The sequence below is a fragment of the Streptomyces clavifer genome (genome assembly GCF_036345975.1).
Classification (GTDB): Bacteria; Actinomycetota; Actinomycetes; order Streptomycetales; family Streptomycetaceae; genus Streptomyces; species Streptomyces clavifer.
In genome coordinates this window covers 7,447,885-7,474,498 of record NZ_CP107793.1, presented here as the reverse complement: position 1 = coordinate 7,474,498, position 26,614 = coordinate 7,447,885, and the positions used below count along the sequence as shown (strand labels likewise).

At 69.9% G+C, this 26,614-nt stretch carries 27 protein-coding genes and 1 pseudogene; 14 read left to right on the top strand and 14 right to left on the bottom strand.

From position 1 onward, the window contains the following. Nucleotides 1–164: 164 nt before the first annotated feature. Both OG927_RS32335 and OG927_RS32330 read left to right on the top strand, forming a co-directional pair. Nucleotides 165–752 (top strand): ALF repeat-containing protein, encoded by a 588-nt coding sequence (locus OG927_RS32335; RefSeq protein ID WP_330321240.1) that lies wholly within the window; start codon nucleotides 165–167, stop codon nucleotides 750–752. Between the two features lie 227 nt (nucleotides 753–979). Beyond that, nucleotides 980–1,756, top strand: coding sequence for a hypothetical protein (locus OG927_RS32330; RefSeq protein ID WP_056788818.1), 777 nt, complete (start codon nucleotides 980–982; stop codon nucleotides 1,754–1,756). A gap of 145 nt (nucleotides 1,757–1,901) precedes the next feature. Here OG927_RS32330 and OG927_RS32325 read toward each other — a convergent pair. Continuing rightward, a protein-coding gene (locus OG927_RS32325) for an IS5 family transposase (RefSeq protein ID WP_330321239.1) occupies nucleotides 1,902–2,737 on the bottom strand; the annotation gives its coding sequence in 2 pieces (ribosomal slippage) (nucleotides 1,902–2,362 and nucleotides 2,362–2,737; 837 coding nt in all). Between the two features lie 111 nt (nucleotides 2,738–2,848). Next, nucleotides 2,849–3,709, bottom strand: coding sequence for a pentapeptide repeat-containing protein (locus tag OG927_RS32320; protein ID WP_056788812.1), 861 nt, complete (start codon nucleotides 3,707–3,709; stop codon nucleotides 2,849–2,851). A gap of 116 nt (nucleotides 3,710–3,825) precedes the next feature. Between OG927_RS32320 and OG927_RS32315 the strand changes: the two genes are divergently transcribed. Both OG927_RS32315 and OG927_RS32310 read left to right on the top strand, forming a co-directional pair. Next, nucleotides 3,826–4,317 (top strand): hypothetical protein, encoded by a 492-nt coding sequence (locus OG927_RS32315; protein WP_330321238.1) that lies wholly within the window; start codon nucleotides 3,826–3,828, stop codon nucleotides 4,315–4,317. A gap of 83 nt (nucleotides 4,318–4,400) precedes the next feature. Further along, on the top strand, nucleotides 4,401–4,628 hold the full coding sequence (locus OG927_RS32310; RefSeq protein WP_330321237.1) for a hypothetical protein: 228 nt from the start codon (nucleotides 4,401–4,403) through the stop codon (nucleotides 4,626–4,628). Nucleotides 4,629–4,700: 72 nt separating this feature from the next. Here the strand turns inward: OG927_RS32310 and OG927_RS32305 are convergent, their stop codons facing one another. Beyond that, nucleotides 4,701–5,459 carry an ArsR/SmtB family transcription factor gene (locus OG927_RS32305; RefSeq protein WP_330321236.1) on the bottom strand — a complete coding sequence of 253 codons (759 nt, stop codon included), beginning with the start codon at nucleotides 5,457–5,459 and terminating at the stop codon, nucleotides 4,701–4,703. Between the two features lie 202 nt (nucleotides 5,460–5,661). On the opposite strand from OG927_RS32305, the gene rhaI reads away from it, so the two are divergent. The 4 genes from rhaI (at nucleotide 5,662) to OG927_RS32285 (ending at nucleotide 12,037) form a co-directional block, all read left to right on the top strand. Next, nucleotides 5,662–6,828, top strand: coding sequence for an L-rhamnose isomerase (rhaI, locus tag OG927_RS32300; protein ID WP_330321235.1), 1,167 nt, complete (start codon nucleotides 5,662–5,664; stop codon nucleotides 6,826–6,828). Between the two features lie 56 nt (nucleotides 6,829–6,884). Beyond that, nucleotides 6,885–8,930: a bifunctional aldolase/short-chain dehydrogenase gene (locus tag OG927_RS32295; protein ID WP_330321234.1), complete on the top strand. Its 2,046-nt coding sequence runs from the start codon at nucleotides 6,885–6,887 to the stop codon at nucleotides 8,928–8,930. A gap of 83 nt (nucleotides 8,931–9,013) precedes the next feature. After that, complete coding sequence (locus OG927_RS32290) at nucleotides 9,014–10,498, top strand: rhamnulokinase (RefSeq protein ID WP_209471609.1); 1,485 nt, start codon at nucleotides 9,014–9,016, stop codon at nucleotides 10,496–10,498. A gap of 75 nt (nucleotides 10,499–10,573) precedes the next feature. Continuing rightward, nucleotides 10,574–12,037 carry an L-fucose/L-arabinose isomerase family protein gene (locus OG927_RS32285; RefSeq protein WP_330321233.1) on the top strand — a complete coding sequence of 488 codons (1,464 nt, stop codon included), beginning with the start codon at nucleotides 10,574–10,576 and terminating at the stop codon, nucleotides 12,035–12,037. Nucleotides 12,038–12,063: 26 nt separating this feature from the next. Here the strand turns inward: OG927_RS32285 and OG927_RS32280 are convergent, their stop codons facing one another. Next, nucleotides 12,064–13,122: an enoyl-CoA hydratase/isomerase family protein gene (locus OG927_RS32280; protein WP_330321232.1), complete on the bottom strand. Its 1,059-nt coding sequence runs from the start codon at nucleotides 13,120–13,122 to the stop codon at nucleotides 12,064–12,066. Nucleotides 13,123–13,301: 179 nt separating this feature from the next. Between OG927_RS32280 and OG927_RS32275 the strand changes: the two genes are divergently transcribed. After that, nucleotides 13,302–15,443 (top strand): SpoIIE family protein phosphatase, encoded by a 2,142-nt coding sequence (locus OG927_RS32275; RefSeq protein ID WP_056788791.1) that lies wholly within the window; start codon nucleotides 13,302–13,304, stop codon nucleotides 15,441–15,443. A gap of 61 nt (nucleotides 15,444–15,504) precedes the next feature. Here OG927_RS32275 and OG927_RS32270 read toward each other — a convergent pair whose 3' ends face one another. The 4 genes from OG927_RS32270 to OG927_RS32255 form a co-directional block, all read right to left on the bottom strand. Continuing rightward, complete coding sequence (locus tag OG927_RS32270; protein ID WP_056788788.1) at nucleotides 15,505–16,143, bottom strand: LAETG motif-containing sortase-dependent surface protein; 639 nt, start codon at nucleotides 16,141–16,143, stop codon at nucleotides 15,505–15,507. A gap of 388 nt (nucleotides 16,144–16,531) precedes the next feature. Next, nucleotides 16,532–17,020, bottom strand: a complete 489-nt coding sequence (locus OG927_RS32265) for a GNAT family N-acetyltransferase (protein WP_056788783.1) — start codon at nucleotides 17,018–17,020, stop codon at nucleotides 16,532–16,534. A 39-nt stretch (nucleotides 17,021–17,059) separates the two neighbouring features. Further along, nucleotides 17,060–18,040: a DUF6397 family protein gene (locus OG927_RS32260; protein ID WP_241191642.1), complete on the bottom strand. Its 981-nt coding sequence runs from the start codon at nucleotides 18,038–18,040 to the stop codon at nucleotides 17,060–17,062. A gap of 136 nt (nucleotides 18,041–18,176) precedes the next feature. Continuing rightward, nucleotides 18,177–18,587 (bottom strand): roadblock/LC7 domain-containing protein, encoded by a 411-nt coding sequence (locus OG927_RS32255; RefSeq protein ID WP_330321231.1) that lies wholly within the window; start codon nucleotides 18,585–18,587, stop codon nucleotides 18,177–18,179. Nucleotides 18,588–18,722: 135 nt separating this feature from the next. Between OG927_RS32255 and OG927_RS32250 the strand changes: the two genes are divergently transcribed. Then, entirely contained in the window at nucleotides 18,723–19,151 is a 429-nt protein-coding gene (locus OG927_RS32250) for a PPOX class F420-dependent oxidoreductase (RefSeq protein WP_056788781.1), read from the top strand. A gap of 371 nt (nucleotides 19,152–19,522) precedes the next feature. Here OG927_RS32250 and OG927_RS32245 read toward each other — a convergent pair whose 3' ends face one another. Then, nucleotides 19,523–19,954, bottom strand: a complete 432-nt coding sequence (locus OG927_RS32245; RefSeq protein ID WP_056788778.1) for a hypothetical protein — start codon at nucleotides 19,952–19,954, stop codon at nucleotides 19,523–19,525. 301 nt (nucleotides 19,955–20,255) lie between these two features. On the opposite strand from OG927_RS32245, the gene OG927_RS32240 reads away from it, so the two are divergent. Together OG927_RS32240 and OG927_RS32235 are read left to right on the top strand one after the other, a co-directional pair. Continuing rightward, a complete protein-coding gene (locus OG927_RS32240) occupies nucleotides 20,256–20,486 on the top strand; it encodes a hypothetical protein (RefSeq protein WP_199862882.1) in 231 nt (76 codons plus the stop codon). Beyond that, the gene (locus OG927_RS32235; protein WP_330321230.1) at nucleotides 20,483–21,037 is read left to right on the top strand and encodes a GNAT family N-acetyltransferase; all 555 of its coding nucleotides are present in this window, start codon (nucleotides 20,483–20,485) and stop codon (nucleotides 21,035–21,037) included. Before OG927_RS32240 ends, OG927_RS32235 begins: the two co-directional genes overlap by 4 nt. Nucleotides 21,038–21,336: 299 nt before the next feature. Here OG927_RS32235 and OG927_RS32230 read toward each other — a convergent pair. After that, nucleotides 21,337–21,529: pseudogene (locus OG927_RS32230) on the bottom strand (MHYT domain-containing protein); the annotation flags it as partial. 158 nt (nucleotides 21,530–21,687) lie between these two features. Between OG927_RS32230 and OG927_RS32225 the strand changes: the two are divergent. Beyond that, nucleotides 21,688–22,287, top strand: a complete 600-nt coding sequence (locus tag OG927_RS32225; RefSeq protein ID WP_056788772.1) for a class I SAM-dependent methyltransferase — start codon at nucleotides 21,688–21,690, stop codon at nucleotides 22,285–22,287. 64 nt (nucleotides 22,288–22,351) lie between these two features. On the opposite strand, the gene OG927_RS32220 is transcribed toward OG927_RS32225, so the two are convergent. Next, the gene (locus OG927_RS32220) at nucleotides 22,352–23,254 is read right to left on the bottom strand and encodes an oxygenase MpaB family protein (RefSeq protein WP_319106595.1); all 903 of its coding nucleotides are present in this window, start codon (nucleotides 23,252–23,254) and stop codon (nucleotides 22,352–22,354) included. Between the two features lie 204 nt (nucleotides 23,255–23,458). On the opposite strand from OG927_RS32220, the gene OG927_RS32215 reads away from it, so the two are divergent. Then, nucleotides 23,459–24,370, top strand: coding sequence for a hypothetical protein (locus OG927_RS32215; RefSeq protein ID WP_392928096.1), 912 nt, complete (start codon nucleotides 23,459–23,461; stop codon nucleotides 24,368–24,370). A 219-nt stretch (nucleotides 24,371–24,589) separates the two neighbouring features. On the opposite strand, the gene OG927_RS32210 is transcribed toward OG927_RS32215, so the two are convergent. The 3 genes from OG927_RS32210 to OG927_RS32200 all read right to left on the bottom strand — a co-directional run bounded on the left by OG927_RS32210 (nucleotide 24,590) and on the right by OG927_RS32200 (nucleotide 26,459). After that, a complete protein-coding gene (locus tag OG927_RS32210; RefSeq protein ID WP_319104181.1) occupies nucleotides 24,590–25,132 on the bottom strand; it encodes an MOSC domain-containing protein in 543 nt (180 codons plus the stop codon). Continuing rightward, the gene (locus OG927_RS32205; RefSeq protein WP_056788763.1) at nucleotides 25,129–25,311 is read right to left on the bottom strand and encodes a hypothetical protein; all 183 of its coding nucleotides are present in this window, start codon (nucleotides 25,309–25,311) and stop codon (nucleotides 25,129–25,131) included. The genes OG927_RS32210 and OG927_RS32205 overlap by 4 nt, the downstream gene beginning before the upstream one ends. Before the next feature lie 86 nt (nucleotides 25,312–25,397). Continuing rightward, nucleotides 25,398–26,459, bottom strand: coding sequence for a fatty acid desaturase family protein (locus OG927_RS32200; protein ID WP_056788759.1), 1,062 nt, complete (start codon nucleotides 26,457–26,459; stop codon nucleotides 25,398–25,400). Nucleotides 26,460–26,614 lie beyond the last annotated feature (155 nt).

The following is a 26,614-nucleotide window of genomic DNA, read 5'->3' as shown; positions in this document are numbered from 1 at the left end:
CGAAGGTGCGTCGCCATGAAACACCGGCCACGTCCGCGGCGACGGTGCCCTGCGACCGCAGCGGGGCGACTGCCACTGTCAGAACCAGGTGGCAGCATCACCGAAGTGAACGCCCTGAGGCGTCCTCAACTCACTTCTGTAGCGAACGAAGAGGAGCATTCCCCTTGCGACTGCATCGCGTAGTGCCCGGCATCGCCGCGGGCATCCTTGCCCCGGCCCTCCTGCTCACCACCCCGTCCTTCGCCGCCACGGCGGCACCGGCCGTGGTGACGGTGCCCGCGGTGTCCTCGTCCGCAGACGAGCCGGACGCCGACGACCTGAGAGTCGCCATAGTCCGGATCCTCGCCGACCCGGACAGCGGCCGGCGTGTGACACGAGAAGCCAACGCCCTCCTGGACGCCAACAACCCCGAGGCGATGCGCGCCTGGCTGGAGACCGGCTACCGCATCGCCCAGGCCGAGGACGACCGCGTCGCCATCACGCGTCTGCTCGCCGACCCCGACAGCGGCCGGCGCGTCATCGCTGAGGTCAACGCCCTTCTGGACGCCAACGACTCCGACGCGATGCGCGCCTGGCTGGAGACCGGCTACCGCATCGCCCAGGCCGAGGACGACCGCGTCGCCATCGCCCGCATCCTCGCTGATTCGTCCATCAGCCCGGCCTTGCGCGCGGCAGCCAACGCCGCCCTGGACGACAACACACCCGAAGCACTGCGCCACTTCCTGGAAGTCGGCAGGTACCAGGTCGCCTGACTGGCACGGCGCCGCACCACAGCGCGTCGCCCGGGTGGCACCCCCTGCCGCACGCCCGGTCGCCGGAACGCCGATAATCCGGGCGGGGCCGCCTGCACCTCTGTGTGCTGGCGGCCTCGCCCGGCAAGCCCTGTGTCGGCTCGGCGCCCTCCGTAGAGCTCTGTGGCCTCGCAGCCCGGTGCGGCATGGGCCACTGACACCTCCGACAGCAGAAAGCACATTCTTCGATGACCACACAACCCCTACGCACCGAGCGCAGCGGTCCGCAGACCCCTTCCGTCGTGACCGACCTGCCGTTCAAGCCTCAGCTCGTCAAAGCGGTTTTCAGGGACGTGACCTCGTTGCACGTTTCCCGGCCGGCCGCGTGGGCCGCCGCGTCGGTGACGCAGACCGTGCTGACGGAGATCATCGACGGCGCGAGAAGCGCGGCGGCCGAGGAGGCCAGGAAGAAGCTGATTCCCAAGGACCTCATCTCGGCGATCGAACGGAACGTCGAGGCGGAGGTGGGATCGGCGTGGTACCTGCACAGCCCGACCTTCCACGGCCTGATGGGCGAGGTACGCAACGCCGATGGTGCGCTCGTGTCTCTTCGTGAGCGCCGCGGGGCGCGTACACCGAGTGGTGTGGCTGGCGCCCACCGGTTCGAGGCCGGGGTGAGAAGGCTGCTGGGGAGCCGGGGGGTGAGGGCGGTCCCGGCGATGGTCCGCGACCTGGACGGAATCGCGAGCGTGTTCCTGACGGCCCTGGCCCGGGACGCAGCCAAGGTCGTCCGCGAGGGCGGGGTCAAGCGGTTCGGGACGGTCAGTCTGGTGGTGCCAGGCGAGCCAGCCCCGGGCCCGCTGCTCAAGAACCCCCTCCTCGCCCTGTCCACCCGTCGCGGGGACGGGCGGACTGTTGGCGGGGACGACGTCCTGGCCGCCGTCACGATGCATCTGTTGGGCGATCTCAGACAACGCGCCATCACCGAGGCAGCCGAGATGACACGGAACACGTCGGCCAACTGATCGGGCCCGCCCCTGCGCTCTGCGCACGGTTCCCGGAATCTGCCGCCCGCATTCGGCTCCGGTCGGCTCGCGAAAACGGGCTCGTCGCATGGGCGCGGACCGCCGGCCGCAGGCACCCCACGGGGAAGACCTCCCTTTAGAGGTCCTAACAAAGGCGTTGGACGTGGCGGTGGGTGATGAGGCAGGTGGCGAGGCCGAGGAAGGCTTCGTGGATATCATCACGTCTCTCCCAGCGGACGCGGAGACGTCGGAAGCCGTGGAACCAGGCGATGGTGCGCTCGACAACCCATCGGTGAACACCGAGGCCAGAACCGTGGGCGACGCCGCGGCGGGCGATGACGGGTTTGATGCCCCGAGCCCAGACGAGGCGGCGGTACTTGTCGTGGTCGTAACCGCGGTCCCCGAATAGCGCGTCGGGCCGTCGACGCGGCCGTACAACGAGCCCCGGGACCGACGGGATCTTGGCAAGCAACGGCATGAGCTGGGTGACGTCGTTGCGGTTTCCGCCGGTCAGAGACACCGCGAGGGGGATGCCCTGACCGTCGACGAGGATGTGGTGCTTGCTGCCCGGCCGTGCGCGGTCGACCGGGCTGGGCCCGCTTTTGGGCCTCGCCGAGCGGCCCGGACGTGGGAGGAGTCGATCACCGCCCGCGACCAGTCGAGCTGGTTCGCCGCTCGTAGCCTGGCCAGCAGCACGACATGGAGCCTGTCCCAGACACCGGCCTCATTCCAGGCAGCGAGCCGGCGCCAGCACGTCACGCCCGAACCGAAACCCAGCTCCTGCGGCAGGTACTCCCACTGGATCCCGATATGCAGGACGAACAGGATCCCGCACAGTGCCTGCCGGTCAGGCACTCTCGGCCGACCGGCCACCAGCTTCGGGCCTGGAACAGGTAGCAACGGCTCGATCAGCAAACACAGTTCATCCGAGACGAGCCACGGGCGCGACTCTCCCTTCCCCACGAACAGCCCAACGAGCATCCAAGCCGACAGTCACACCACCAGAGACTTCTGTTAGGACCTCTAAAGGCGGACCGGGAGCCCTGCCCGCGCATGCGCAGAACGCGGGCCGCTGGGCCGGTTACCGGTGTTTCACTCTCCGCCGGGCGGGGTGCCGACCCAGTGCGTGGGCCGGGTGAGGGACGGGGGCAGCCGTGTGGCGGCGTTGCCCTTCGCCGCGTTCAGCTGCGTCTGGGTGAGGAAGAGGGCGCCTGTCAGGTCTGCGTCCGCCAGGTCGGCGTCCCGGAAGTCGGCGCCGATGACATCGGCCAGGCGCAGATCCGCGGCGCGCAGGTCGGCCGCGATGAGATAGGCGCCGCGCAGGTCGGCACCCTGCAGATCGGCGCCCTTGAGGCGAGCTCCGATGAGGTCGCCGCCCCGGTGACTGCGTTTCCTGCCCCGGGGGGCGGTGGCGCGTACGAGCTCGCTCGTCCTGCCCAGCAGGGCGGCGACCCCGTCGCGGTGCACCGACACGTCCAGTTCCACGAGTTCCTCGGCCGTGCCGAGGGTGAGGCGTTCGGTGGAGTCCCGCGCGTTGCGGAGTTCGGTGTGGAGGGGTCCGGCGTCGGGCAGCGCGAGCGCTTCGGTGAGGTACCGCAGGAGTTCATGGAGCCGTCGCATCACCGGGAAGACCTCGAACATCTGCCGGGCGCTGTCAGGGGCCTGCCGCCAGTCCCGGCCGCCGTAGGTCCCCTGGGAGACCTTCTGGCCGGCACCGAAGCAGTCGTACACCGTGCACCCCGCGAAACCCTCCGAACGCAGCCGGGTGTGAATCCCGCAGCGGAAGTCCTCCTGCAGGTTGCGGCAGGGGTCGCCCGCTTCCTTGTTGATCGCGAAGTCCGCAGACGCGGTCAGGGTCAACGCTACGCAGCACAGCCCGAAACAGTTCGCGCAGTCGGCCCGCAGAGCGGCAGGATCCGTCACGGCTGCGGCGGTCGGGTCGTTGTCGGGCACGTGCCTCATTCCTCCGGTGTGTGGGGACGAAGCCTATCCGGGCTGTCACACCACTGTCGGTGGGGCAGCGCACACTGGACTCATCAGCACAGCGGTGTCGGCGGAGGGGACGGTTCATGGGGGCTTCGCAGGAGACCGGGTTCGAGCCCGCAACCGGTGACGGCCCGCCGGATCCCGGGCCGCGGGACGCTCGGGCAGGGGCGGTGCGGACGGCGTTCGAAGGGATGCTGCAGATCCGCCGGCTCACCCACACGGGGCCCGGCGACCCCGAGGGCACACCGGCACAGTGGGAGCTGCACCGGCCGGTGCGGGCCGTTGCGCTGGCGCTGGAGGCCGCCTCGATTCCCGCGTCGGCGGTCCGTGTGTCCGGGGAGCGGACGGCCTCGGGATACCGGGTGTGCGCGGGCGAACGGTCCGGTTCCGTGCGGGTGGAATGGGTCGGTCCGGCGGGGAGCGGCGCGGCCCACGACGAGGAGGAGGCGCTGAGCGGATGCGTCGCGGTGCTGCGGAGGCTGGGCTGGACGGCTCTGCTGTACAGGGGGCCTCGGCGCCGTCGGTTCATAGAGGTCGAACCGCCGGCCGGTGCGGGTCGCGTGGGGCTCGGGTGAGCCCTGCGGACCGGCCGGAAAAGCGTTGTCAGACCTGCGGGGGATGCTTGACGGCCCGACACCTCTGACCAGGAGATGCTGAGATGCGCAATCACGAAGTCGCCGCCGCGCAGGCGTACGTCCGGTTACTGGAGGCCACCCGCGCCGTGCTCGCGGACCCGGCCGAAGCTCCGCTGTACATGCCGCTGCTCGCCTCACCGATCGAGGAGGCGGACGAGGCCCTGCGAAGCGCGGGTCTCAGCGGCAACGAGGACCGGCTCTTCGCCCTCGTGCGGGTGCTGCATCCGAGCCTGTCCGGGTCCGGTCGCTGACGGTTCCCGGTGTTCGGTGGGGGCCGCGCTCCCCGGCAGCGGGAGCCGGCGCCCACCGCCGCGGGGCCTCCGCTACTGGTCGGTGTACATGAGCGAACCGGGTGTCGTGAGGAGCTCGCCCGTCTCCAGCCAGGTCTTGAGGCCGGAGAGGATCATCGGCCAACCGCCGTACAGCTCGTCATTGGCGCCCTCGCGCAGTTCGTCGTGGGTGACGGTGAGCCGGCAGGAGTCGCCGACCTGCTCGATCTCCCAGGTGATGCGCGTGGGCCCCTCGTCCTTCACCTCGTCGCTCCAGAGCGCCACCATGCTCTGGACCAGTCTGCGCGGCGGATCCACCTCGAGGTTCTGGCCCTCCCCCAGCGGCCCGGGGGCTCCCGGTGCGCCCATCTCGAAGCGTGAGCCAGGTGTCCAGTCGGAGGTGACGCGGGCGCCGAAGTTGTACCTACTCCGGATCTCGGGGTCGGTGATCGCCTCCCACAGGCGCTCGGGGGTGGTGTGGATGTAGATCTCGAAGACCTTCTCCATGGGATCCTCCAGTCGGCTCTTGAGTCCGCCGAGCCCTGCCGCCCAGGGTTCCGCGTACTTGCTCACCCACCGGTCGTGGACGAGCCGGATGGGCACCGGGTTCAGGAAGTGCAGCTTCTCCCGGCCTCGCCGTCGGGTGACGACCAGGCCCGCCGCTTCCAGCAGCTTGAGGTGCTTCATCACCGCGAACCGCGTGATCTCGAAGCGGGCCTCCAACGCACTCAGTGTCTGCCCGTCCTCACGGAACAGCTCGTCGAGCAGACCGCGTCGCGTCGGGTCGGCCAGGGCCTTGAATACGGCGTCCATGGAACCAAAATATGTGACCTTTTAGTCACCTGTCAAAACGGCCGGAACAGCAAGCGCTTTCGATGAATTGATTCAAATCCACAAGAAACTTGACTAGCTGCTTGACTAGCAGCATCAGCCAAACCTAGCGTACGTTCCGGATGAAACGATTCACATCCCCGATCCTGACCGGTCGCCGGATGACTCTGCTTACGAGGTGTTCATGTCTGATGTGTCGGCCGTCAAGGCAGCTCTGAAGTCTCAGGTCATCGAGACGCCGTCCTGGGGCTACGGCAACTCCGGGACCCGTTTCAAGGTCTTCGCCCAGCCCGGAGTCCCGCGCGACCCGTTCGAGAAACTGGCGGACGCCGCGCAGGTGCACGCGTACACGGGGGTGGCCCCCAAGGTCTCGTTGCACATTCCGTGGGACAAGGTCGAGGACTACCCGGCGCTCACCCGGCACGCCGAGGATCTCGGACTGCGGATCGGTGCGATCAACTCCAACGTCTTCCAGGACGACGACTTCAAGCTCGGCTCGGTGACGCACCCGGATCCGAAGGTCCGCCGCAAGGCCACCGACCATCTGCTGGAGTGCGTCGACATCATGGAGGCCACCGGCTCGCCCGACCTCAAGCTGTGGTTCTCGGACGGCACCAACTACCCCGGCCAGGACGACATCTCGGGCCGCCAGGACCGGCTCGCGGAGGCCCTCGCCGAGGTGTACGAGCGGCTCGGCGACGACCAGCGGATGCTGCTCGAGTACAAGCTCTTCGAGCCGGCCTTCTACACCACCGACGTACCGGACTGGGGCACGGCGTACGCCCACTGCCTCAAGCTCGGCCCGAAGGCGCAGGTCGTGGTGGACACCGGACACCACGCACCGGGAACCAACATCGAGTTCATCGTGGCGTTCCTGCTCCGCGAGGGCAAGCTCGGAGCGTTCGACTTCAACTCCCGCTTCTACGCGGACGACGACCTGATGGCGGGAGCCGCCGACCCCTTCCAGCTCTTCCGCATCATGCACGAAGTGGTCAAGAACGGCGGTCTCGAAGCGGAGACCAACGTCAACTTCATGCTCGACCAGTGCCACAACATCGAGGCCAAGATCCCGGCCGTCATCCGCTCCGTGACCAATGTGCAGGAAGCGACCGCGAAGGCGCTGCTGATCGACTCCGAGGCGCTGGCCGCGGCACAGCGCTCCGGCGACGTCCTCGCTTCGAACGGCGTGCTCATGGACGCGTTCAACACCGACGTGCGCCCGCTGCTCGCCGAGGTCCGCGAGGAACTGGGCCTGGCACGGAATCCGTTCGCCGCCTATCTCGCCTCCGGCAACCAGGAGCGCATCGCCACCGACCGGGTCGGCGGCGAGCAGGCCGGCTGGGGCGCCTGAGCCCTGCCCCGTACGCTCCGCGCACCCGCCCGCCCTCTCACCTCGAAGGAACCCTCATGACGTCCGCGACGCACGCCGAAGTCGCCGCGCTCCTGGAGCGCGCCCACCGGATCGGATCCGACCCGCGCAACACCAACTACGCCGGTGGCAACACCTCCGCCAAAGCGACGGAGACCGACCCGGTCACCGGCGGCGAGGCCGAGCTGCTCTGGGTCAAGGGCTCCGGCGGCGACCTCGGCACGCTGACCGAGGCCGGCCTCGCCGTGCTCCGGCTGGACCGGGTGCGGGCGCTCAAGGACGTGTATCCGGGGGTGGAGCGCGAGGACGAGATGGTGTCGGCCTTCGACTTCTGCCTGCACGGCAAGGGTGGCGCCGCACCGTCGATCGACACCGCCATGCACGCCCTCGTCGAGGCCGCTCACGTCGACCACCTGCATCCGGACTCCGGCATCGCGCTGGCCTGCTCGGCCGACAGTGAGAAGCTCACCGCCGAGTGTTTCGGCGACAGGGTGGCCTGGGTGGGCTGGCGCCGCCCCGGCTTCCAGCTCGGTCTGGACATCGCGGCGGTCAAGGAGGCCAACCCGCAGGCGGTCGGTGTCGTCCTGGGCGGTCACGGCATCACGGCCTGGGGCGACACCTCCGATGAGTGCGAACGCAACGCGCTCTGGATGATCCGTACCGCCGAGACGTTCCTGGAGGAGCGCGGCAGGCCCGAGCCGTTCGGTGCGGTCCTGCCCGGCCGGGAGGCCCTCACGGCACGGGCGCGCCGGGAGCGGGCTGCGGCCCTCGCACCGGTGATCCGGGGTCTCGCGTCCACGGACCGTCCGCAGGTGGGACATTTCACCGATACGGCGCCGGTGCTCGAATTCCTCTCCCGCGCCGAGCACCCGCGCCTGGCCGCCCTCGGCACGTCCTGCCCGGACCACTTCCTGCGGACGAAGGTCAGCCCTCTGGTTCTGGACCTGCCCGCCGACGCGCCGCTGGACGAGGCCGTGGCCCGCCTCGGGGAACTGCACGGGCAGTACCGCGAGGCATATCGCGCGTACTACGAGCGCCACGCCTCCCCCGACTCACCCGCGATGCGAGGCGCGGACCCGGCGATCGTGCTGGTCCCCGGGGTCGGCATGTTCTCCTTCGGCAAGGACAAGCAGACCGCCCGGGTGGCCGGAGAGTTCTACCTCAACGCGATCAACGTGATGCGGGGTGCCGAGGCGGTCTCCTCCTACGCCCCGATCGAGGAGTCCGAGAAGTTCCGCATCGAGTACTGGGACCTGGAGGAGGCGAAGCTCCGCCGGATGCCGAAACCGAAGGCGCTGGCCACCCGGGTCGCGCTGGTCACCGGTGCCGGGTCGGGCATCGGCCGGGCCATCGCGCACCGGCTCGTCGCGGAGGGCGCCTGTGTGGTCGTCGCGGACCTCCATGCGGAGAACGCCGCCTCTGTGGCGGAGGAGCTCGGCGGGCCGGACAAGGCCGTCGCCGTGACGGTCGACGTGACCGACGAGGATCAGATCACCGACGCGTTCAAGGCGGCGGTACTCGCCTTCGGCGGTGTGGACCTCGTCGTGAACAACGCGGGGATCTCCATCTCCAAGCCGCTGCTGGAGACCACGGCCCGGGACTGGGACCTCCAGCACGACATCATGGCGCGCGGTTCGTTCCTGGTGTCCCGGGAGGCGGCGCGGGTGATGCAGGCGCAGAACCTCGGCGGCGACATCATCTACATCGCGTCCAAGAACGCCGTGTTCGCGGGGCCGAACAACATCGCCTACTCGGCCACCAAGGCCGACCAGGCGCACCAGGTACGACTGCTGGCGGCCGAGCTGGGCGAGCACGGCATCCGGGTCAACGGCATCAACCCGGACGGCGTGGTGCGCGGCTCCGGGATCTTCGCCGCGGGCTGGGGTGCCCAGCGCGCGGCGACGTACGGCATCGAGGAGGAGAAGCTCGGCGAGTTCTACGCCCAGCGCACAATCCTCAAACGCGAAGTGCTTCCCGAGCACGTCGCCAACGCCGTCTTCGCACTGACCGGCGGAGACCTCACGCACACCACCGGCCTGCACATTCCCGTCGACGCCGGTGTGGCGGCGGCCTTCCTGCGCTGACCACGTGCGGCCGGCCGCACCTCGGGGAGCGGTCCTGTGAACCTCCCCGGGGCGCGGCCCCGCCCGGATCGGATGAGAGCTCCATGTCTGCGACTTCACGACACGACCCGGTGTTCGCCGCGGTGGACCTGGGTGCCACCAGCGGTCGGGTGATCACCGGCAGGGTCAGCCCCGACGAGCTGGTGCTGACCGAGGTGCACCGGTTCGCCAACACTCCGGTGCGGCTGCCCGACGGGCTCCGCTGGGACGTGCTCTCCCTGTATCAGGGGATGCTCGACGGTCTGCGCGCCGCGGCCCGCAGCGGCCCCGTCACGTCGGTGGGCATCGACACCTGGGCCGTGGACTACGGTCTGCTGGACTCCGACGGGGCGCTGCTGGGTCTCCCGTTCCACTACCGGGACGGCCGCAACGCCTCCGCTTCCGACGCGGTGCTGGCCGTGTGCGGTGCACAGGAGTTGTATGCCGTCAGTGGTCTGCAGCACCTGCCGTTCAACACCGTCTTCCAGCTCGCCGCCCATCGGTCCACGGCGCAGTGGGAAGCGGCGCGGACGCTGCTGCTCATGCCGGATCTGCTGGTGTACTGGCTGACGGGGACTGTGGGCGCGGAGGTGACCAACGCGTCGACGACCGGTCTGTTCGACGCGCGGACCGGCACCTGGTCCGATGCGCTGATCGGACGGCTCGGCCTGGAGCGCTCGCTGTTCCCGCCGCTGCGTGAACCGGGCGACCCGGCGGGCACGCTCCTGCCGCACGTCAGCGAGTTCACCGGTCTGCCGGCGGGCACGCCGGTGACGGCGGTCGCGTCGCACGACACGGCGTCGGCCGTGGCCGCGGTTCCGGCCTCCGAGCCGGGCTTCGCGTACGTCTCGTGCGGAACCTGGTCGCTGGCCGGTCTCGAACTGGACGCGCCCGTACTGTCCGAGGAGTCCCGGGCCGCGAACTTCACCAACGAGCGAGGGGTGGACGGGACCGTCCGCTACCTCCGCAACATCATGGGCATGTGGCTGCTCGAGGAGTGCCGCCGTACCTGGGAGCGCGAGGGCGGGTCCCCGAGTCTGGCCGGGCTCCTCGCGGATGCGGCTCGTGCCCGGCCGTTCGCCGCGGTGATCGACCCGGACGATCCGGTCTTCCTGGCACCGGGTGACATGCCGTCGCGGATCGACGCCGTGCTCACCGGGACGGGTCAGGCGCCGCCGGACGGCCCCGGCGGCTACGTGCGGTGCGTACTGGAGAGCCTGGCGCTCGCCCATCGCAGGACGCTGCGCCGGGCCGCCCAGCTGGCGGGCCGCGAGCTGTCGAGGATCCATCTGGTCGGGGGTGGTTCGCGCAACGAACTGCTGTGCCAGTGGACCGCCGACGCCACGGGCCTGCCCGTCACCGCGGGGCCGGCCGAGGCGACGGCGCTCGGCAATGTGCTGCTCCAGGCGCGGGCCCACGGGCTGGTGGGCGGGACGGCCGACACGCGGCGTCTGGTCGCACGTACGCAGGAGCTGCGTCACTACACGCCGCAGGGGGATCCGGGGGCCTGGGACAGGGCCGCGGACCGCCTGGGGCCGGCACGGGTGTAAGCGCGCCCCGCTCCCCCGGTGGTGGCGCGTCGCCCGGCGCCTGAGCGCCGGCTGGAACAGATGAAGGGAATCCCGATGTCCGACGTACCCACTGCCGTGCCCGACAGCGCACTCCTGCGCACCGCACGACGACGTACCAGGGTCGGCCTCGTAGCCGGCGGACTGGCCGCCTACTGGCCGCAGTTCCCCCGCCTCCTGGAACAGCTGCAGGAATCGGCACGCTTCGTGACGCGACGGTTCGAGGAGATGGGCTGCGAGGTCGTCGACGCCGGATTCATCTCCGATCCGCAGGAGGCGGCCCGTGCTGCGGAGCAGCTCCGCAAGGCCGACTGCGACATCGTGGTGACGTTCCTGACGACCTACCTCACCGCTTCGATGGTCCTGCCGATCGCCCAGCGCACTCACACTCCGGTGCTGGTCATCGATCTGCAGCCGACGGAGGCGATGGACCACCCGAACACCGGCACGGGTGAGTGGCTGGCCTACTGCGGCCAGTGTCCGCTGCCGGAGGTCGCCAACGTGTTCCGGCGCAGCGGAATCGCCTTCCGCTCGGTCTCCGGGTATCTGCGGGACGAGAACGCCTGGAAACGGATCGGCCGGTGGATCTCCGCAGCCGGTGTGCGGGGCGCCCTGCGCCATGGCCGACATGGGCTCATGGGGCATCTCTATCCGGGGATGCTGGACGTCTCGACGGACATGACGCTGGTGTCCGCGCAGTTCGGGGGCCATGTCGAGGTCCTGGAATTCGACGATCTGCGGGTGCGGGTCGCGGCGGTGACCGACGAGGAGACCGCCGACCGGGTCGCGCTGGCCCGGAGTGTGTTCACGCTCGACGACTCGGTCGACGAGTCCGACCTCGGCTGGGCGGCACGGGTCTCGGTGGGTCTGGACCGGCTCGTCGAGGGCTTCGCGCTGGACAGCCTCGCCTATTACCACCGCGGGCTCGACGGGGAGATACACGAGCGGCTCGGTGCGGGGATGATCCTCGGCTCCTCTCTGCTCACCGCGCGCGGGGTCCCCGTCGCGGGTGAGTACGAGCTCCGTACGAGTCTCGCCATGCTGATCGCCGACACCATGGGCGCCGGCGGATCCTTCACCGAACTGCAGGCCCTGAACTTCAGCGACGGCGTCGTCGAGATGGGGCACGACGGCCCGGCCCACCTGGGGATCAGCGCCGAGAACCCGCTGCTTCGGGGCCTCGGCGTCTATCACGGCAAGCGCGGCTGGGGTGTCAGCGTCGAGTTCGATGTGCGGCACGGCCCCATGACCACGTTCGGCGTCGGGCAGGAGGCGGACGGCTCGTTCGTCTTCGTCGCCTCGGAGGGCGAGGTCGTCCCCGGTCCGCTGCTGGAGATCGGCAACACCACGTCTCGTGTGGACTTCGGCTTCGACCCCGGTGAGTGGGTCGATGCCTGGTCGGCCACCGGCATCGGCCACCACTGGACGGTGTGCACGGGGCACCGTGCGAAGGATTTCAGGGCGGCGGCAGACCTCCTGGGTGTCCCGTTCCGGGTGGTGGCGGGGCCGGGAGAGCTGTGAACGCGTGCCGGTGGCCGGCCGCGGGGTCAGAGTGAGGACAGACCGAGTTCCTGGTCGCCGAGGGGCTCGAAGTGGCGGGCGACGTCGGCGTCGGTGACGTCGCCCGGCAGCGCGGGATTCCACCGGGGGTTGCGGTCCTTGTCGATGATCCGGGCACGGACGCCCTCCACCAGATCGGGTCCGGTGAAAGCCCTGCAGGAGACCCGGAACTCCTGGTCGAGGGCCTCTTCGAGACTGCCGAGGCGCTTGGCCCGGCGCACCGCGGCCAGGGTGACCACGAGCGCTGTGGGCGACTTGGTGCGGAGTGTCTCGGCGGTCTCCTTCGCTGCGGGGATGCCGCTGTCCATGAGCCGTTCGATGATCTCCCCGAGGGTGTCGGCCGCGTAGCAGTCGTCGATCCACGGGCGCTGGGAGACGAGTTCCCCTTCGGGGGGCGTATCCGTGTACCGGAGTACCGTGTCCGTCACCTCGGCGGGGCTGGCGCTCCGGGAGAGCGCCGTGGTCAGGTCCGTCAGACGGTTCGACGGGACGAAGTGGTCGGCCAGGCCGCACACGAGGGCGTCGGCCGCGTTCACGGCCTGCCCGGTGAGGGCGAGGTGGGTGCCGAGCTCGCCGGGCGCCGCTGCCAGGAGGCGGGTACCGCCGACATCGGGGACGAACCCGATACCGGTCTCCGGCATGGCGACGCGGGAACGTTCGGTGACGACACGGACGTCGCCGTGGGCCGACACCCCCACCCCGCCGCCCATGACGATGCCGTCCATGAGGGCCACGTACGGTTTCGGGAATCGGGCGATCCTGGCGTTGAGGCGGTACTCGTCGCGCCAGAAGTCCAGGGAGGCGCTGCGGCCGGCCCGGGCGTCCTCGTAGATCGACCGGATGTCGCCGCCCGCGCAGAGACCTCGGTCACCGGCCCCGCTGATCAGGACCGCGGTGACCGCGTCGTCGTCCTGGGCCGCGCTGAGTGCCTCGTCGATCCTCCGCACCATGGTGTGCGTCAGGGCGTTCAGGGCCCGGGGCCGGTTGAGAGTGATGTGGAGGATACGGCCCTCGGTGTGCAGCAGGACGGGCTCGTCGTCATACATGTGTGCGCTCCGGTCAGCCGTGGGAGATCTCTGCGTGCCATTCTGCGACGTCCGCGGTGAGGGCCCGGAGCCGGGGCTCCGGTGAAACCGCTGTGGCAGTCCCGCAGCCGTGGCTCGACAATTGAGATGTACGGGCCCGCGACGTCCAGCAGGCCCGCCGGACGACCTCCGGAGCGCGCATGACCGACTCTTCACGGCCAGCAGTTCCCGCAGACCCGGACGAGGCCGGGTTCGGCCGGAGCCCCAGCTGCGAGACCGGTACGGCGGAGCGCCTCGCCATGAACCGCACCGGGAGCTTCGAGTGGGACCTGGACGCCCGGATCCTGGACATCGACGAAGCCGGTCTGATGGTCTTCGGGGTGGATCCGGCGGCCTTCGACAGGCGCCCGTCCACGGTGCTGGAGCGGCTGGATCCTACGGAGCGTGCCCGGCTGGAGATGACGATCAACGAGGCCATCAGTGGCGGCCACAATTCGTACAGCGTCCATTTCCAGGTGCCCCTGGCTGACGGGTCGCGCCAGTGGACCCACGTCCAGGCGCGGATCCTGCGGTCGGTGGACGGCCGGGCACACCGTGTCATCGGCGTGGTGAGGGATGCGACGGCGGAGGTCACCCATTCGGCCTTCGTGTCCGATCTGGAAAAACGCCATCAGCGCCAGACCAACATCGTTGAACGCACAACGAGTGCGATGTCCCGGGCGGTGACGGTGGACGACGTGACCGCCGCCCTCACCGGCCCTGGCGGGCTGACCGGTCTCGGAGCCGACGGTGTGGCCCTCGGGCTGGTGGAGAATTCCGTGCTCAACATCATCGCGCTGAGCGGGGACTCCCTGGAGGTCCTGGACGGTCTGGGCTCGGGTGCACTCGACGCCGGCCTCCCCCTCGGGGACACGATCCTGAGCGGACGCCCCCGTTTCATCACCTCGCTCGCCTCTCTGGTCCGGCGCTATCCGGCGCTCGAGCCCCATGTGGGGCGGCTGAACTTCCGGGCGGCCGCGTACCTCCCGCTCGTGGCTCAGGCGCGCTCCCTGGGCGGGCTGGCGCTATTCTACCGCGAGCGCACGGTGTTCAGCGCCGACGAACGCATCCTCTGCCTCGGGCTGGCCGCCATCGTGGCGCAGTCGTTGCAGCGGGCGATACTGTTCGACGAGGAACGTGAATTCGCAACCGGTCTCCAGTCGGCCATGCTCCCGCGGCGGATCCAGGAGATCGAGGGCGGCGAGATCGCGGTGCGCTACCACGCGGCGTGGAGCGGCCGCCAGGTCGGCGGCGACTGGTACGACGTGATCGCCCTCCCCAAGAACCGCTTCGGCATCGTGGTGGGCGATGTACAGGGCCACGACACCCACGCCGCCGCGATCATGGGCCAGCTGCGCATCGCCCTGCGTGCGTACGCGGGCGAGGGCCACCCGCCGTCGACGGTGCTGGCACGCGCCTCCCGCTTCCTCGCCGAGCTGGACACGGATCGCTTCGCCACATGTACGTATGCACAGGTGGACCTCGCCACGGGCACCGTCCGCGTGGTGCGCGCCGGACACTTCGGACCACTGATCCGGCACAGCGACGGACGGGTCGGGACACCTCAGGTCCGCGGAGGGCTTCCGCTCGGCATCTCCACGGCCTTCAGGGACGAGGAGTACCCGGAGACCCGTCTCGATCTGGTGCCCGGCGAGACGCTCGTCCTGTACACCGATGGGCTGGTCGAGGAACCCGGGGCCGATGTCGACGTGGGAGTGGCGGCACTGATCCACGAGGTCAGCGACGGGCCCGCCGGGGCCGAGGAACTGGCAGACCACCTGTCGGACCGGCTGTGGGAACGCTGGGGTTCGGGGGACGATGTGGCCCTGCTCGTACTGCGGCGCAGCCCGGACCTCGGATCGCCTCGCGCTCCGCGGCTGCACCAGTACATCCACCAGGCAGACCCGGAAGGGCTCTCGGAGGCTCGCGCCATCGTGCGCCAGGCCCTCTCGGACTGGGAGATGGCCGAGCTGGCGGACGACGCCGAGCTGGTCACCGGGGAGTTGCTGGTCAATGTACTGCTGCACACGGAGGGCGGAGCAGTACTCACACTGGAGGTCCTGCCCGAGCCCGTCCGACGGATCAGACTGTCGGTCCAGGACCGGTCCAGCGTCTGGCCACGGCGCCGCACACCGGGCGAGACGTCCACCTCCGGGCGGGGCCTCCTCCTGCTGGACGCCGTCGCCACCTGCTGGGGCATCGAGCCTCGTGGGGAGGGCAAGGCGGTCTGGTGCGAGATCGGTCCGGCTCCCCCGCGCCTGAACACGTCGAAAGGCAATGGGGGCGTACCGCATCGGAGTTGATGCGGTACGCCCCCGCCCGGCCCGTCGGAGCGGACCCCTCGGCCGGACTGCCTGGAATGCGTCAGTGCTGCGCGGTGCGGCGCTTGCGGACGGACCACAGGATGCCACCACCGGCGAGCAGAACCGCGACCGCGGCGCCACCGATGACGGGAGTGGCGGAGGAGGAACCGGTCTCGGCCAGGTCCGGCGCGCTGCTGCTCGGCTCGGCCGGGGCGGGCGCGGTCTCCGTGGCGGACTCGCTCGGGGCCGTCGCGGGCTCCGTGGCGGTCTCGCTCGGCTCGGGGGTCTCAGGCGCCGGCGGCTCCGTGCTCGGCGGGGCCGACGGGGTGTTGCCTTCGCACACCTCGGCCGTCTTCGTCTCGTTGCGCGAGAACTTGTCGTCATCGCCCGCCTTGACGACGAGACGGATGGTCAGCTCCTTGTCGTGCGCGGGGAGCTTGATGGGGGTCGAGGTGCGGTACTCCCGGCCGAACTCCGTCGTGGGGAGCAGGACCTCGCCACCCTCGACGGAGACGGTGACTTCATTGACGGCCTTACTGGAGTAGGCCGTCAGGTTGAGGGTGACCTCGGAGCAGGTCACGTCCCAGGTGGGAGTGTGAGCTGCGGCCGGACCTGCGGAGATGACCCCGCCGGCCAGACCGACAACCGCGGCGGCCGCGAATGCTCCCGCGCCACGCCACGATCTCCTGGGTATGGTCATGGATTCTTCCTTCGTACGAGTGCACCGCCGGTATGGCGATGGGCCGCACAGTACTGCCCACGCACCCCGGGCGTGCAACCGGCCCATGCACCACCGACGCCCCAACTGCTCCCACACCACTGCCGTTTATGACATCACGGACAGACGCGACTCCGGACGGCTCCCCTCCGGTTGGCTCGATGAAGGCGGCGATGCGGTACAGCTACCCGCTGCTGTACCACGAGCAGGCCCGGGAGCAGGGCCCCGCGCCGCCCTTCGCGGGTGTTCTGTCATGGTTGAACACGATTTGCGCTGGGCCGCTTCAGAGTCTCGGCACCCGAAACGAGGCCGGAAGATGGCTGGAAGACACCGGGACGGAACGCGCCCTTCCGGCGGACTTCCCATGAAGTCAGAGGGCCTTGTGCATGATGTGCAGTCCGACGTAGCCCTCGGTGGGGTGCTTGAAGCCCTCGGGAAGAGTCCCGATGACCTCGAAACCGAGGGACCTGTAGAGCCGCACCGCATGGATGTTGGTCTCCACCACGGCGTTGAACTGCATCGCGCGGTATCCGGTCGCGCGCGCCCACTCCACGGTGTACTCGCACAGGGCCCTGCCCACACCCCGACCCGCATGCCGGGGATCGACCATGTAGCTGGCACTGGCAATGTGGGAGCCGTTGCCCATGTGGTTCCTGTTCATCTTGGCCGTACCCAGCACCGTCCCGGCGTCGTCGACCGCGACGACCGCACGGCTCGGCGCCGGCACGAGCCACCAGCCCCGAGCGTCGTCCTCACCCAGCTCCAATGGGTAGGTGAACGTCTCACCCGCGGTGACGATGCCCTGGAAGAACGGCCAGATGGCGGGCCAGTCCTCAGGAGTGGCTTCCCTGATCAGCATGGAGCAAAGATGCCTGCGCCGACGGGCCTACGCAATCCATTAATGATCACGGCTACGTCGCCCGCCCAGTCCGACGCGGTCGAGCAGCCTGCGCCCGGCTGCAGGTCGCGCGCTGCCGCAGCCCGCTGCCGGAGCGGCCACCTGCGGCCGCTCCGTCACCGGCCGGAACGCGGGATCGTGGCCCGGGCGGGGCGCGGGGCGGGACTCACGCGCCCGCTCCAGCTCCAACCCGAGATTGACCCTGCGCCAGAGGATCTCGTCCGGATCGTCCGCCAGCATCAGGTGGCCCATGGCTTCCCGCCCGGAGACGGACCCCGGCCGTCCGAAGACGGGATCCGGGCGCACCAGGGCCAGGTAGGCGCGCTCATAGGGATCGTCGACCACCTCCGCGAGCTGGACCGGGTCCAGAGCCGATGCCTGCACCGCCGCCCGGATCCATGGATCCTGAGTGCGGCGCAGCAGCCTGTCGCTCCTGCGTGAACGCCAGTTGCGTGCGCGCCGGTCAGTCCCGGCCTCCAACAGCGCGCGCATCCCGACAGGGCTTCTGCCGGTGAGCAGCTCCGGCTCCTTGGCGGCGAAGGCGGAGAGCTCGTCCACGAGGTAGATCCAGACCACCGCGCGGTACCGGTTCAGGTAGAACGCGACGGGTGAGACGCAGCCGATCCGCGCGAGGCCGGTGAAGCGGCCGGGGCTGATGCCGAGGAGCTCGGCGCTTTCCGCCGTCCCTGCCGTGCGCACCTTGGCCCGAAGCGTCTCGGGAAACCCCTCGGTTGCGCGGAGTCGGTCGATCTCCTCCCGGCGGATCCGCGGCCTCCCGCCGGGTGAGTCCTCGGCACTGATGAGGCCGAGATGGAGGGCGAGCTCGAACTCACCTTGCTTCAAGGCCAGTTCTTGAGCGGCACGCCCCGCGCGCACCGCGCCTTCGGCGATCGCGTCGATTTCCGCGATCCTGTTGCGGCTGCCTGCCGCTCGCTCCCCTGCGCCTGCCGCCCCCGTGCGGGCGCGTTCCGTAACGGTCATGACCGTCCTCCCCCGTGAGGCCCCCGGGTCCCATGCGCTCCCGAGAGGTCGAATACTCTCCGTGACCAAGGTAACCGGCGGAGGACGTTCTCGCGCAGCCTGTGGAAAACTTCGCAGCCTCGCAGGAAGCTGCAGGTCAGAGGCGCCTCAGACCGTCAATCCCTTCGCGTGTTGTCACACCGAGGTGTTCACCCACGCGGTTCACCAACAGAGTCATCTCGTAGGCGACCTGGCCGACATCGGCCTCTGCGGTGCTGAGCACGCACAGGCAGCTACCATCCCCCGCCGCGGTCACGAAGAGTAACGCCTCATCGAACTCCACCATCGTCTGGCGGGCTCTTCCGGCCCCGAAATGCCGCCCCGACCCCCGGGCCAGGCTCTGCAGTCCTGACGAGACCGCGGCCAGGTGCTCCGCGTCCTCGCGGGCCAGATCCGTACTGGCCCCGGTCACCAGGCCGTCGTTCGACAGGACCAGCGCGTGCTGTATGTGCTCCACCCGGCTGGTGAGATCATCAAGGAGCCAGTCAAGTCCCCGGTCCAGCGCCATGTGCTCGTCCTCCCCGTTCACCTGTTCCCCACGTCGTGCGCCAGCCTTGCGTACCACTCCCCTGCGGGCAAGCGTCCCCCTCTCGGCGGGGCGTCGCTTCACGCCACGGCCCTCCCGTCCGTCGAGGATGGGTGCATGGCACACCACATGGCTCAGGACGAATGGCGGGCGTTCCTCTCGGAGGGCACCCGTACCGGCAAGGTGGCGACCGTGCGGGAGGACGGCAGTCCCCACATCGCGCCCGTCTGGTTCTTGCTCGACGGTGACGATCTGGTCTTCAACACGGGCAAGGAGAGCGTGAAGGGCCGCAATCTCGCGCGCGACGGCCGGGTGTCGGTGTGTGTCGACGACGACCGGCCGCCGTTCGCGTTCGCGGTGGTGCGAGGAACCGCGGAACTGAGCGAGGACCTCGGCGCGCTGCGGGAGTGGGCGACCCGCATCGCCTCCCGGTACATGGGCCGGGAGGCAGCCGAGGAGTTCGGCGCGCGCAACGGCGTGGCCGGGGAGCTACTCGTGCGCGTGCGCATGGACAAGGTTCTGGCGATGGCTGACGTCGCCGACTGACAGTCCTGAGTGCCAGGATGCCGGGGCATCACATTGCGCCCGGGCCGGCGCCGTTGGCGCGGGCCGAGCGAAGCGAACGCCCGAGGTCCCCGGTGAGGATGGTGTCGCCATCACCACAGGGCGGGGCCGAGCAGCCCGGGGAACCGCTCGAGCGCTTGGCCCTTCTTGTCTGAGCAGCTTCTTCTCGTGTCCAGGAGACAGGCTCCGACTATGGCCTTCCCGGAATCCCTGGTGGATCGGCGTGCGGCGTCAGATGCGGTGCAGCGCATGGCGGAGGGACGTCCGCACACTGGATGTGTGCGGGCGTTCCGACAACGCAGCGAGGTGCCGTAGCTGTCGTCGTGCGCCCGCCAGGGACTACGGGACAGCCTTCAAGCAACCCAGCAGTACAAGCCGTGGCCAGATCGCTCCGCGCCACGGGCGAGACTGCCCAGACTTGCCAATATCTCTCCGGCCACACCGGAGTCGATCGTCGCGCCGTCCTCCGCCTGCTGCCCTGCCCACACCGTGGCCACCTCATGCAGCCGGGAGGGCTCCGCCTCGGCCAGGGCGTCCGCCAAGCGCTCGGAGAGCGCGACGACGACGGGGCCGTCATCGTCCTCGGCAACGATGCGCGGTTCGCCGGCTTCGAGGAGCTCTTCGAAATCGCTGCCGAGGAAGAGGCATTCCCAATCGACCACAGCTTCTTCTACGTCGAAGTTGCCGAACGAGAGGGACTCGTAAGCGGGTCCCGGGCCGATCCCGACCGCGAGGGCGGCCGACGCGTCGTCCGGTGCCGCGAAGAACTTCACTATGGTGCTCACCGATGCATGATGCCTGGCTGCTCCGTCGCGCCACCATCGTGTGCCGGACCAGTCCTCGCTGTACCGAGCCGTGAGGTTGACGTCGCACCACGTTGTATGCGTACCGCTGGGCCTACGTCGACTTGAAATCGCAGGTCAAAGAGCTGGTGTGACCGGCTCTCGGGGTGCTCCCGCTGGTCGTGGGCGACAGTCTGAGCAGTAGATCGTCCGTCAGCGCGCTTGGCTCGGGAAGAGACTCCAGGCGGCAGTGTGGGCGGATGTGCGAGCCTTCTTCTCCCAGACGCCGGCCGGGAGGACTCCGATGACCCGTGATGACGTCCTCGAAGAGCTCAGCCACATCGCGCGCGAGAGGGCATTCGGTAGGAACGTCGGGTCTGACCGGCTCATCCAGGCAGGGCTGGACGCGGTGATCGCCGGGGGTGAGAGCCCTTCCCTCACCATGCCGGCCGGCCTCACTCGGAGCGAAGAGCCCGACGCATCGGCGCTCTTCGACGAGGTACTGCACTACCGACCCACCGAGGAGTCCTGGTGATCACTTGGCGCCGGCTCGGCGAACCCGACTTTCCCCAGCTGAGGCAGTGGCTGGCACAGCCGCATGTCGCGCGATGGTGGAACCACGAGACCTCTCCCGAGGCCGTCAAGCGCGACTTCGGACCCGCAGCCCGGGGGCAGGAGCCGTCGGAGGACTTGCTCGTCCTGCTCGACGGCGAGCCGATCGGCCTCGTGCAGCGCTGCCATTTCGCCGACTACCCCGACTACCTGGCGGAGTTGGCGGCCGAAGTCGACGTGCCCGACGGGGCGGTGACCATCGACTACCTGATCGGCGATCCATGCCGGGTCGGTCAGGGACACGGCGTACGCATGATCCGCGCGGTCGTCGGGGCGACCTGGACCGAGCAGCCCGACGTCACCGCGATCATCGTCCCCGTGCAGGTGGCCAACCGGGCATCCTGGCGGGCGCTGGAGAAGGCGGGCTTCCACCGTGTCGCCGAGGCCTCGCTGGAACCCGACAACCCCATCGACGACCGGGCCCACTACGTCTACCGCATCGACCGCCCGACCTGCCCCGCAGCCGTTCAGTAGGGGACCTTCCCGTGCCGGAGGAACAGGAACCGGGGCGCTGACCCCGAAGAGCTGGAACCGCTGGCCCACTACGCGCACAACCGGGACGGCGGGGAGCAGAGCTGGGAGTCTGCTCCGACGACCTCCACCAGGAGGCAGCCGAGGCGGCGCAGCAGTTCCTGGGCAAGCGGCCGGCAGCACGGGCAGGGAGCTGACCGTCCGGTTCGTGCTCGCCGACGAACGCGCCTCGGCCGCGCCGAGGCCCGGGCACGCGGGCACGCGGGCGGGCAGGCGGTGATGCTGATCCCGCGCCGGGCGTGGAGGGCGACGGAGTGCATCGTCCAGATCTCGGTGGCGATGGCGGCGGCGGTGAACAGCCAGTTGCGTCGGGAACGGCCGCTGGTGCCGAGCGCACGCACGGTACGGCGCAGTCCGTGCGGCGCCCATCGATGCCATCGCGTACGGCAGCACGGCTGTCAGTCGGCCGAAGGTGGCGTGGTCCAGGTGTCCCATGGACGGGGGATGCCGGCCCGCCCACGGGCGCGCTCCGGGGCTCATGCGAGAACTGCTGAAATGTGACAGCTCGATGTTCCCGACGATCGGGCAACGCGAGAACCCGCGCGCCGTTTCATGCCGTTTCGCTCAGGTCCCGTCTGCGCGATCATGTCCGTATGGCCGACGACCACACACACGTCCAGGAATTCTTCTCCGTGCGGGCCGCGGACTGGGACAGCCGTTTCCCCGACGACGGTCCGGCGTATGCCGCAGCGGTCGTCGAGCTCGGCCTCCGTCCGGGCGACACCGTGCTCGACGCCGGTTGCGGAACAGGGCGGGCGCTGCCCGCTCTGCGAGCGGCGGTGGGGCCCGGCGGCACGGTGCTCGGGGCCGATCTGACGCCTGCCATGCTGGGCGCGGCGGCACGTGCGGGGCGCGGTGGGAGCGGTGCGCTGCTCGTCGCCGACGTCGCTCGGCTTCCGCTGCGCGCCGACGCGCTCGACGCGGTGTTCGCGGCCGGGCTGGTCTCGCATCTCGCCCGTCCCGAGCGGGATCTGCGCGAGCTGGCACGAACGGTGCGCACAGGCGGCCGGCTGGCGCTGTTCCACCCGATCGGCCGCGCCGCACTGGCGGCACGGCACGGGCGTACCCTCTCGGACGACGATCTGCGGGCGGAACCCCGGCTCGTTCCCTTGCTGGCCCGCGCGGGATGGGAGGTGGAGTCGTACACGGACGAGGACGACCGCTATCTGGTGCTCGCCGCACGCATCCGGTGACCGGCGGTCGTCGCACAGGTCGTCTGCGCTGTGCGGCCGTCGCCGCACCCCGGCCCTCCTCGGCTCACTCGGCCGGGAGGCCTGGACGCGGGCCGTGCGGGACCGGGCAGCCACGGACACCGGGAGTGGGGAACGTCCCGAGCCGCGCGATGTCGTAGCCGTTCGGATAGCCCTTGATCTCGGGATTCTGGCGCGCGTGATGGGCATGGGAGCGCGGCGGCAGAAGCCGTACGGCACGGGCCCGCAGGCGGAGTGCTCCGTGGGTCAGACCCCGGGCGACGCGCCCGGGACGCTCGTAGCGGAACGCCCTCAGCAGCGAGTCGTCGAGCAGGGCGAGAGCCGCCGTGCGTACGACCGGCGCGAGCGGACCCGGATACCAGGAGCCCATGAGGGCCAGCGTCGCATCGGAGACCGCACGTGCGCCCTCGTCCCAGCCGAAGTGCTCGTCCTCGTAGCTGTCGAGGGTGCGCTCGAAGTCCTCGTACGTGTGCGGGACGTCCTTGATGCCCAGGTGTGTGCCGAGCGTGCGGTAGTAGGCGGCGAAGGCGCGCAGCTCGTGGTCGGACAGCCTGCGCCAGCCGTAGGTGTCGAGCCAGCGCTTGGGGGTGACGACGAACGTGCACAAGACGTAGCGCATGTCGTCGTCGCTGATGTCGTAGCTGCGGTGCATCCGGTTGATCCGCCGGACAGCCGTCCGTCCCGCCTCGCTGTCGAAGCCGTGCTCCACGACGGTGTCGAGGAGGAGCGTGGTGTCGTCGTACCGCTTCTGTGGGCGTTCCGTCAGTTCCCCCGTCTCCGCGAGGAGTCGGCCGATGCTGGGGACGGCATAGGTGCGGTACAGGGCGAGCTCGAGTGCACGGGTGATGTCCCAGGGGAATTCGTACGTCACGGCGAGCCGGTAGATCTCGAGGAAGTCCCGCTCAGGGTCGAGCCGCTGGATCTGCTTGAGCCGTTCGTACCGCTTCACCCTGGTGTCCCCTCGTCGGCCGGATCCACGAGCCTACGTGCGCGGGATGAGCGCGCACCACGGCGCGGGAACCGCTCCGAAGCGCCGGAGCGGCTACCGGCGGCCTTCCCTCACCGGGGCGGGATCCCTTGTCAGGGCCTCGACGCCGAGGTTACCGACTAGTTAAGGTGCGCCGACGGACCAAGCGATGAGTGACCGGACGACATGGATGGGGAGGGTGCTGTGGCCGGGACGGACGACACGGTCGCCGACGAGGACGCGCTGTTTGTGCTGACCGCGGTACTGATGACCCCGGCGCAGTTCCCGAGCGTGCTCGGCGACGACTACGTGGCGGCGTGCGAGGCGCTCGGGCTCGAGCCGTACGCCGAGGGATACGGTCTCGTGCTCGGCCAGGACGGCGGCGGCGCCCGCTGGACGGTCGTCGTCGAGGACGTCTCGCTGGTGGCCGTCGCCATCGCGTCCTGGGACTGCGGCATGGAGTACGACCTCTCCCCCGACGACCGCTCGGTGGTGTGCGCGCTGCCGGGCTGGCCGCTGGCCCTCGCGGTCGCGGCGCCCGGCGTACCCGAGCCGCACGATCCGGAGCCGGACCCTGCTGCCGGGGAAGCCGGCCCGGCGCCCCTGACGCCACCGGACGCCGAGGTCTGGGGGGCTGCTCAGCGACGCCTCGGCGCGGACGAGATCGCCCAGCAGTGGGCCTCCTGGCGCGAGCAGATCGACGACGGGACAGCGTTCGGCCGGACGGGGGGAAAGACGCCGGAAGAAGAGGGCTCACAGGCTTCCGGGGACGCGGCTGAGGGCGACGCCGCGGATGCGCCGAGGAATGCGGAGGGCGACGGCTCCGGGCGGCATCCCGGGGTGCGCAGGGTGCTCGAAGAGGCCCTCGCCTACGTGGCCACCCCGCCCCCGCCCGGTCGGATACGCTCCGCGTTCGCCCCCGGCGGGGCCCGCACCCTGCGGGTCGACGGTCCCGGCTGGTCCCTGGTCGCCAGGACCGACGACATCGCGTTCGTGCTGTTGGACGAGGAGCCGCGCGAGGTGCTGACCATCGGCCGGGGACCCGGGCTCCCGGGGCTGCTGGAGTCGCTGGAGGCGCTGGCGGCCCGGCCTGCCTGAGCCATCGGCGGACGAGGGCTCCCCCGGCGTCGGGCGGGGGAGACACGATCACCGGCGGGGCGAGACGCAGCTCGTACCGTGCCCCCGCTGTTCCACTTCGGCCGAGCGGGCCGTTTTGTACCCGGGCGACGAGGTAACCCGGATCGCCAGGTCTGTCGTCCCGGCCGGAGCCGGGAGCAGGGCCCCGTGCCCGTCACGATCCGGACTCCGGGGCCCTGGCTAGACCCGCTCCAGCGGACGGTGCGGCTCGGCGGGCAGCTCCGCGGTGACCGGATCGCCGGGCCGTACTGTTCCGCCGGCCACGACGACGCCCATGACGCCGGCCTTGCGGACGACGGCGCCTGTGCCGTCGCGGCCGACGACCTGCTTGAGCAGGCCGTCCTGGAAGTTGTCGATCTGCAGGCACGGGTTGCGCAGCCCCGTCACCGCGACGACGGCTTCGTCGCCGAGGTGCAGCAGGGTCCCCACCGGGAGGGCCAGGAGGTCGATGCCACCCGTGGTGACGTTCTCTCCGAGCTCGCCCGGCGAGACGTCGAATCCGGCTCCGCGCAGCTCGGCGAAGAGCTCCTCATGGATCAGGTGGACCTGACGCAGATTGGGCTGCGTCGGGTCCTGGGCGATCCTGGAGCGGTGCTTGACCGTGACACCGGCGTGGACGTCGCCTTCCACGCCGAGTCCGGCAAGGAGGGTGATGCTTTCCCTGGTCGGCTTGGTGAAGGCGTATACGCCGTTGCTGCTCACCGCTGTGACTGTGCTGTTCAGCGCCCTATCTCCTTGCGGCCGACCCTGCGGAGCCGGCGTCGCTGGGCCGGGTCGAGCATCAGGTAACCCACTGCGGGCACTCCGACGAGGATCAGCAGCGACCACCAGAATCCGATGAACGGAATCAGTATGACTGCCGCGACGACGCCCCCGATGGCGATCTTTGCACCGTTCGACATGATCCGTGCCTCCTTCGCGGCCGGAGCCGCTCCTTGGTGTGAGAACGCCCGCGCCCGTCAGTCGGTTCCTCAAAGCCGGACCAGGCCTACCGCAGGGGCTCGCCAACCTCGTGCATGTGCGCGAGTGCCTGCCGGTAGGACTCGATGAGTCCGGTCTCCGCGTAGGGCATCCCCATCTCCGCACAGTGCGCCTTCACCAGGGGCTGCGCAAGGCGCAGGTGGGGACGGGGCATGCTCGGGAAGAGGTGGTGCTCGATCTGGTAGTTGAGGCCGCCGAGGAACCAGTCGGTGAGGAAGGCGCCGCGGACGTTGCGCGAGGTGAGGACCTGGCGCTGCAGGTGGCCCCAGCGGTCGCCGTCCGGGTCGGGCATCTCCATGCCCTTGTGGTTGGGCGCGAACGCCATACCCAGGTGGAGACCGAAGAGCGCGTGGTGGACGAGGGCGAAGACGACGGCCTTGCCGGGCGACATGACGGTGAGGAGCAGCGTCGCGTAGAGCGCCAGGTGGCCGACGAGCAGGAGGCCGGAGAGCGCGCGTTCGCGTACGGGCTGGTTCCGCAGGTACTGGAAGCCGTAGATCTTGAGGGCGATGCCTTCGAGGAGCAGCATCGGGAAGAAGAGCCGCGCCTGGTTGCGGGTGAGCCAGCGGAGGAAGCCCTCGCGCTCGGCGGCCTGCTTCTGGGTCCACACCAGGGCGCCGACGCCGACGTCGGGATCCTTGTCGATGTGGTTGGGGTTGGCGTGGTGGCGGACGTGCTTGTCGTTCCACCAGGCCTCGTTCATCCCGAGGAGCAGGTTGGCGTGCACGAACCCTATGATCCGGCTCGCCTTGCGGTCGCCGGTTATCTGGGCGTGTCCGGCGTCGTGCCCGACGAACGCGGTACGGGTCCACACGATCGCCAGCGGCAGGGCGAGGAACAGGTTCCACCAGGTGTCGCCGAGGAGCGCCATACCGGTGATCACCGCTCCGAGGGCCACCAGGTTCACGGCGATGCCCGCCGCGTACCAGCCGGTGCGGCGGTCCAGCAGCCCCTGCCCCTTGACGGTCTTGAGGAGGGGTGCGAAATCACTTCCGGAGCCCTGCCGGCCGGCTGGATCCTCCGATCCGTCGCGGGTGTTCTGCGCAACGGTGGCTACCGCCTGGGGCATGACGTCTCCGGTTTCTGGGCATCTGCACTGACCTCGTCAAACGTACGGATCGCGGGCCTGTGGCGACCATGGCGCCATCACCCCGGCCTTACGGGGGCAAGCCCCAGTGGCCGGTGGTGGTGGCGCGGGCCGCACCCAGGCTTCAGAAGGCAGAA

Bases quoted from the DNA above. Each gene is read 5' to 3' on its own strand.
- OG927_RS32200 (WP_056788759.1), bottom strand. From the start codon at position 26,459: ATGCCCCAGGCGGTAGCCACCGTTGCGCAGAACACCCGCGACGGATCG.
- OG927_RS32270 (WP_056788788.1), bottom strand. From the start codon at position 16,143: ATGACCATACCCAGGAGATCGTGGCGTGGCGCGGGAGCATTCGCGGCC.
- OG927_RS32330 (WP_056788818.1), top strand. From the start codon at position 980: ATGACCACACAACCCCTACGCACCGAGCGCAGCGGTCCGCAGACCCCT.
- OG927_RS32250 (WP_056788781.1), top strand. From the start codon at position 18,723: ATGGCACACCACATGGCTCAGGACGAATGGCGGGCGTTCCTCTCGGAG.
- OG927_RS32215 (WP_392928096.1), top strand. From the start codon at position 23,459: ATGGATGGGGAGGGTGCTGTGGCCGGGACGGACGACACGGTCGCCGAC.
- OG927_RS32310 (WP_330321237.1), top strand. From the start codon at position 4,401: ATGCGCAATCACGAAGTCGCCGCCGCGCAGGCGTACGTCCGGTTACTG.
- OG927_RS32275 (WP_056788791.1), top strand. From the start codon at position 13,302: ATGACCGACTCTTCACGGCCAGCAGTTCCCGCAGACCCGGACGAGGCC.
- OG927_RS32315 (WP_330321238.1), top strand. From the start codon at position 3,826: ATGGGGGCTTCGCAGGAGACCGGGTTCGAGCCCGCAACCGGTGACGGC.
- OG927_RS32305 (WP_330321236.1), bottom strand. From the start codon at position 5,459: ATGGACGCCGTATTCAAGGCCCTGGCCGACCCGACGCGACGCGGTCTG.
- OG927_RS32240 (WP_199862882.1), top strand. From the start codon at position 20,256: ATGACCCGTGATGACGTCCTCGAAGAGCTCAGCCACATCGCGCGCGAG.
- OG927_RS32280 (WP_330321232.1), bottom strand. From the start codon at position 13,122: ATGTATGACGACGAGCCCGTCCTGCTGCACACCGAGGGCCGTATCCTC.
- OG927_RS32255 (WP_330321231.1), bottom strand. From the start codon at position 18,587: ATGGCGCTGGACCGGGGACTTGACTGGCTCCTTGATGATCTCACCAGC.
- OG927_RS32205 (WP_056788763.1), bottom strand. From the start codon at position 25,311: ATGTCGAACGGTGCAAAGATCGCCATCGGGGGCGTCGTCGCGGCAGTC.
- OG927_RS32295 (WP_330321234.1), top strand. From the start codon at position 6,885: ATGACGTCCGCGACGCACGCCGAAGTCGCCGCGCTCCTGGAGCGCGCC.
- OG927_RS32285 (WP_330321233.1), top strand. From the start codon at position 10,574: ATGTCCGACGTACCCACTGCCGTGCCCGACAGCGCACTCCTGCGCACC.
- rhaI (WP_330321235.1), top strand. From the start codon at position 5,662: ATGTCTGATGTGTCGGCCGTCAAGGCAGCTCTGAAGTCTCAGGTCATC.
- OG927_RS32290 (WP_209471609.1), top strand. From the start codon at position 9,014: ATGTCTGCGACTTCACGACACGACCCGGTGTTCGCCGCGGTGGACCTG.
- OG927_RS32265 (WP_056788783.1), bottom strand. From the start codon at position 17,020: ATGCTGATCAGGGAAGCCACTCCTGAGGACTGGCCCGCCATCTGGCCG.
- OG927_RS32225 (WP_056788772.1), top strand. From the start codon at position 21,688: ATGGCCGACGACCACACACACGTCCAGGAATTCTTCTCCGTGCGGGCC.
- OG927_RS32260 (WP_241191642.1), bottom strand. From the start codon at position 18,040: ATGACCGTTACGGAACGCGCCCGCACGGGGGCGGCAGGCGCAGGGGAG.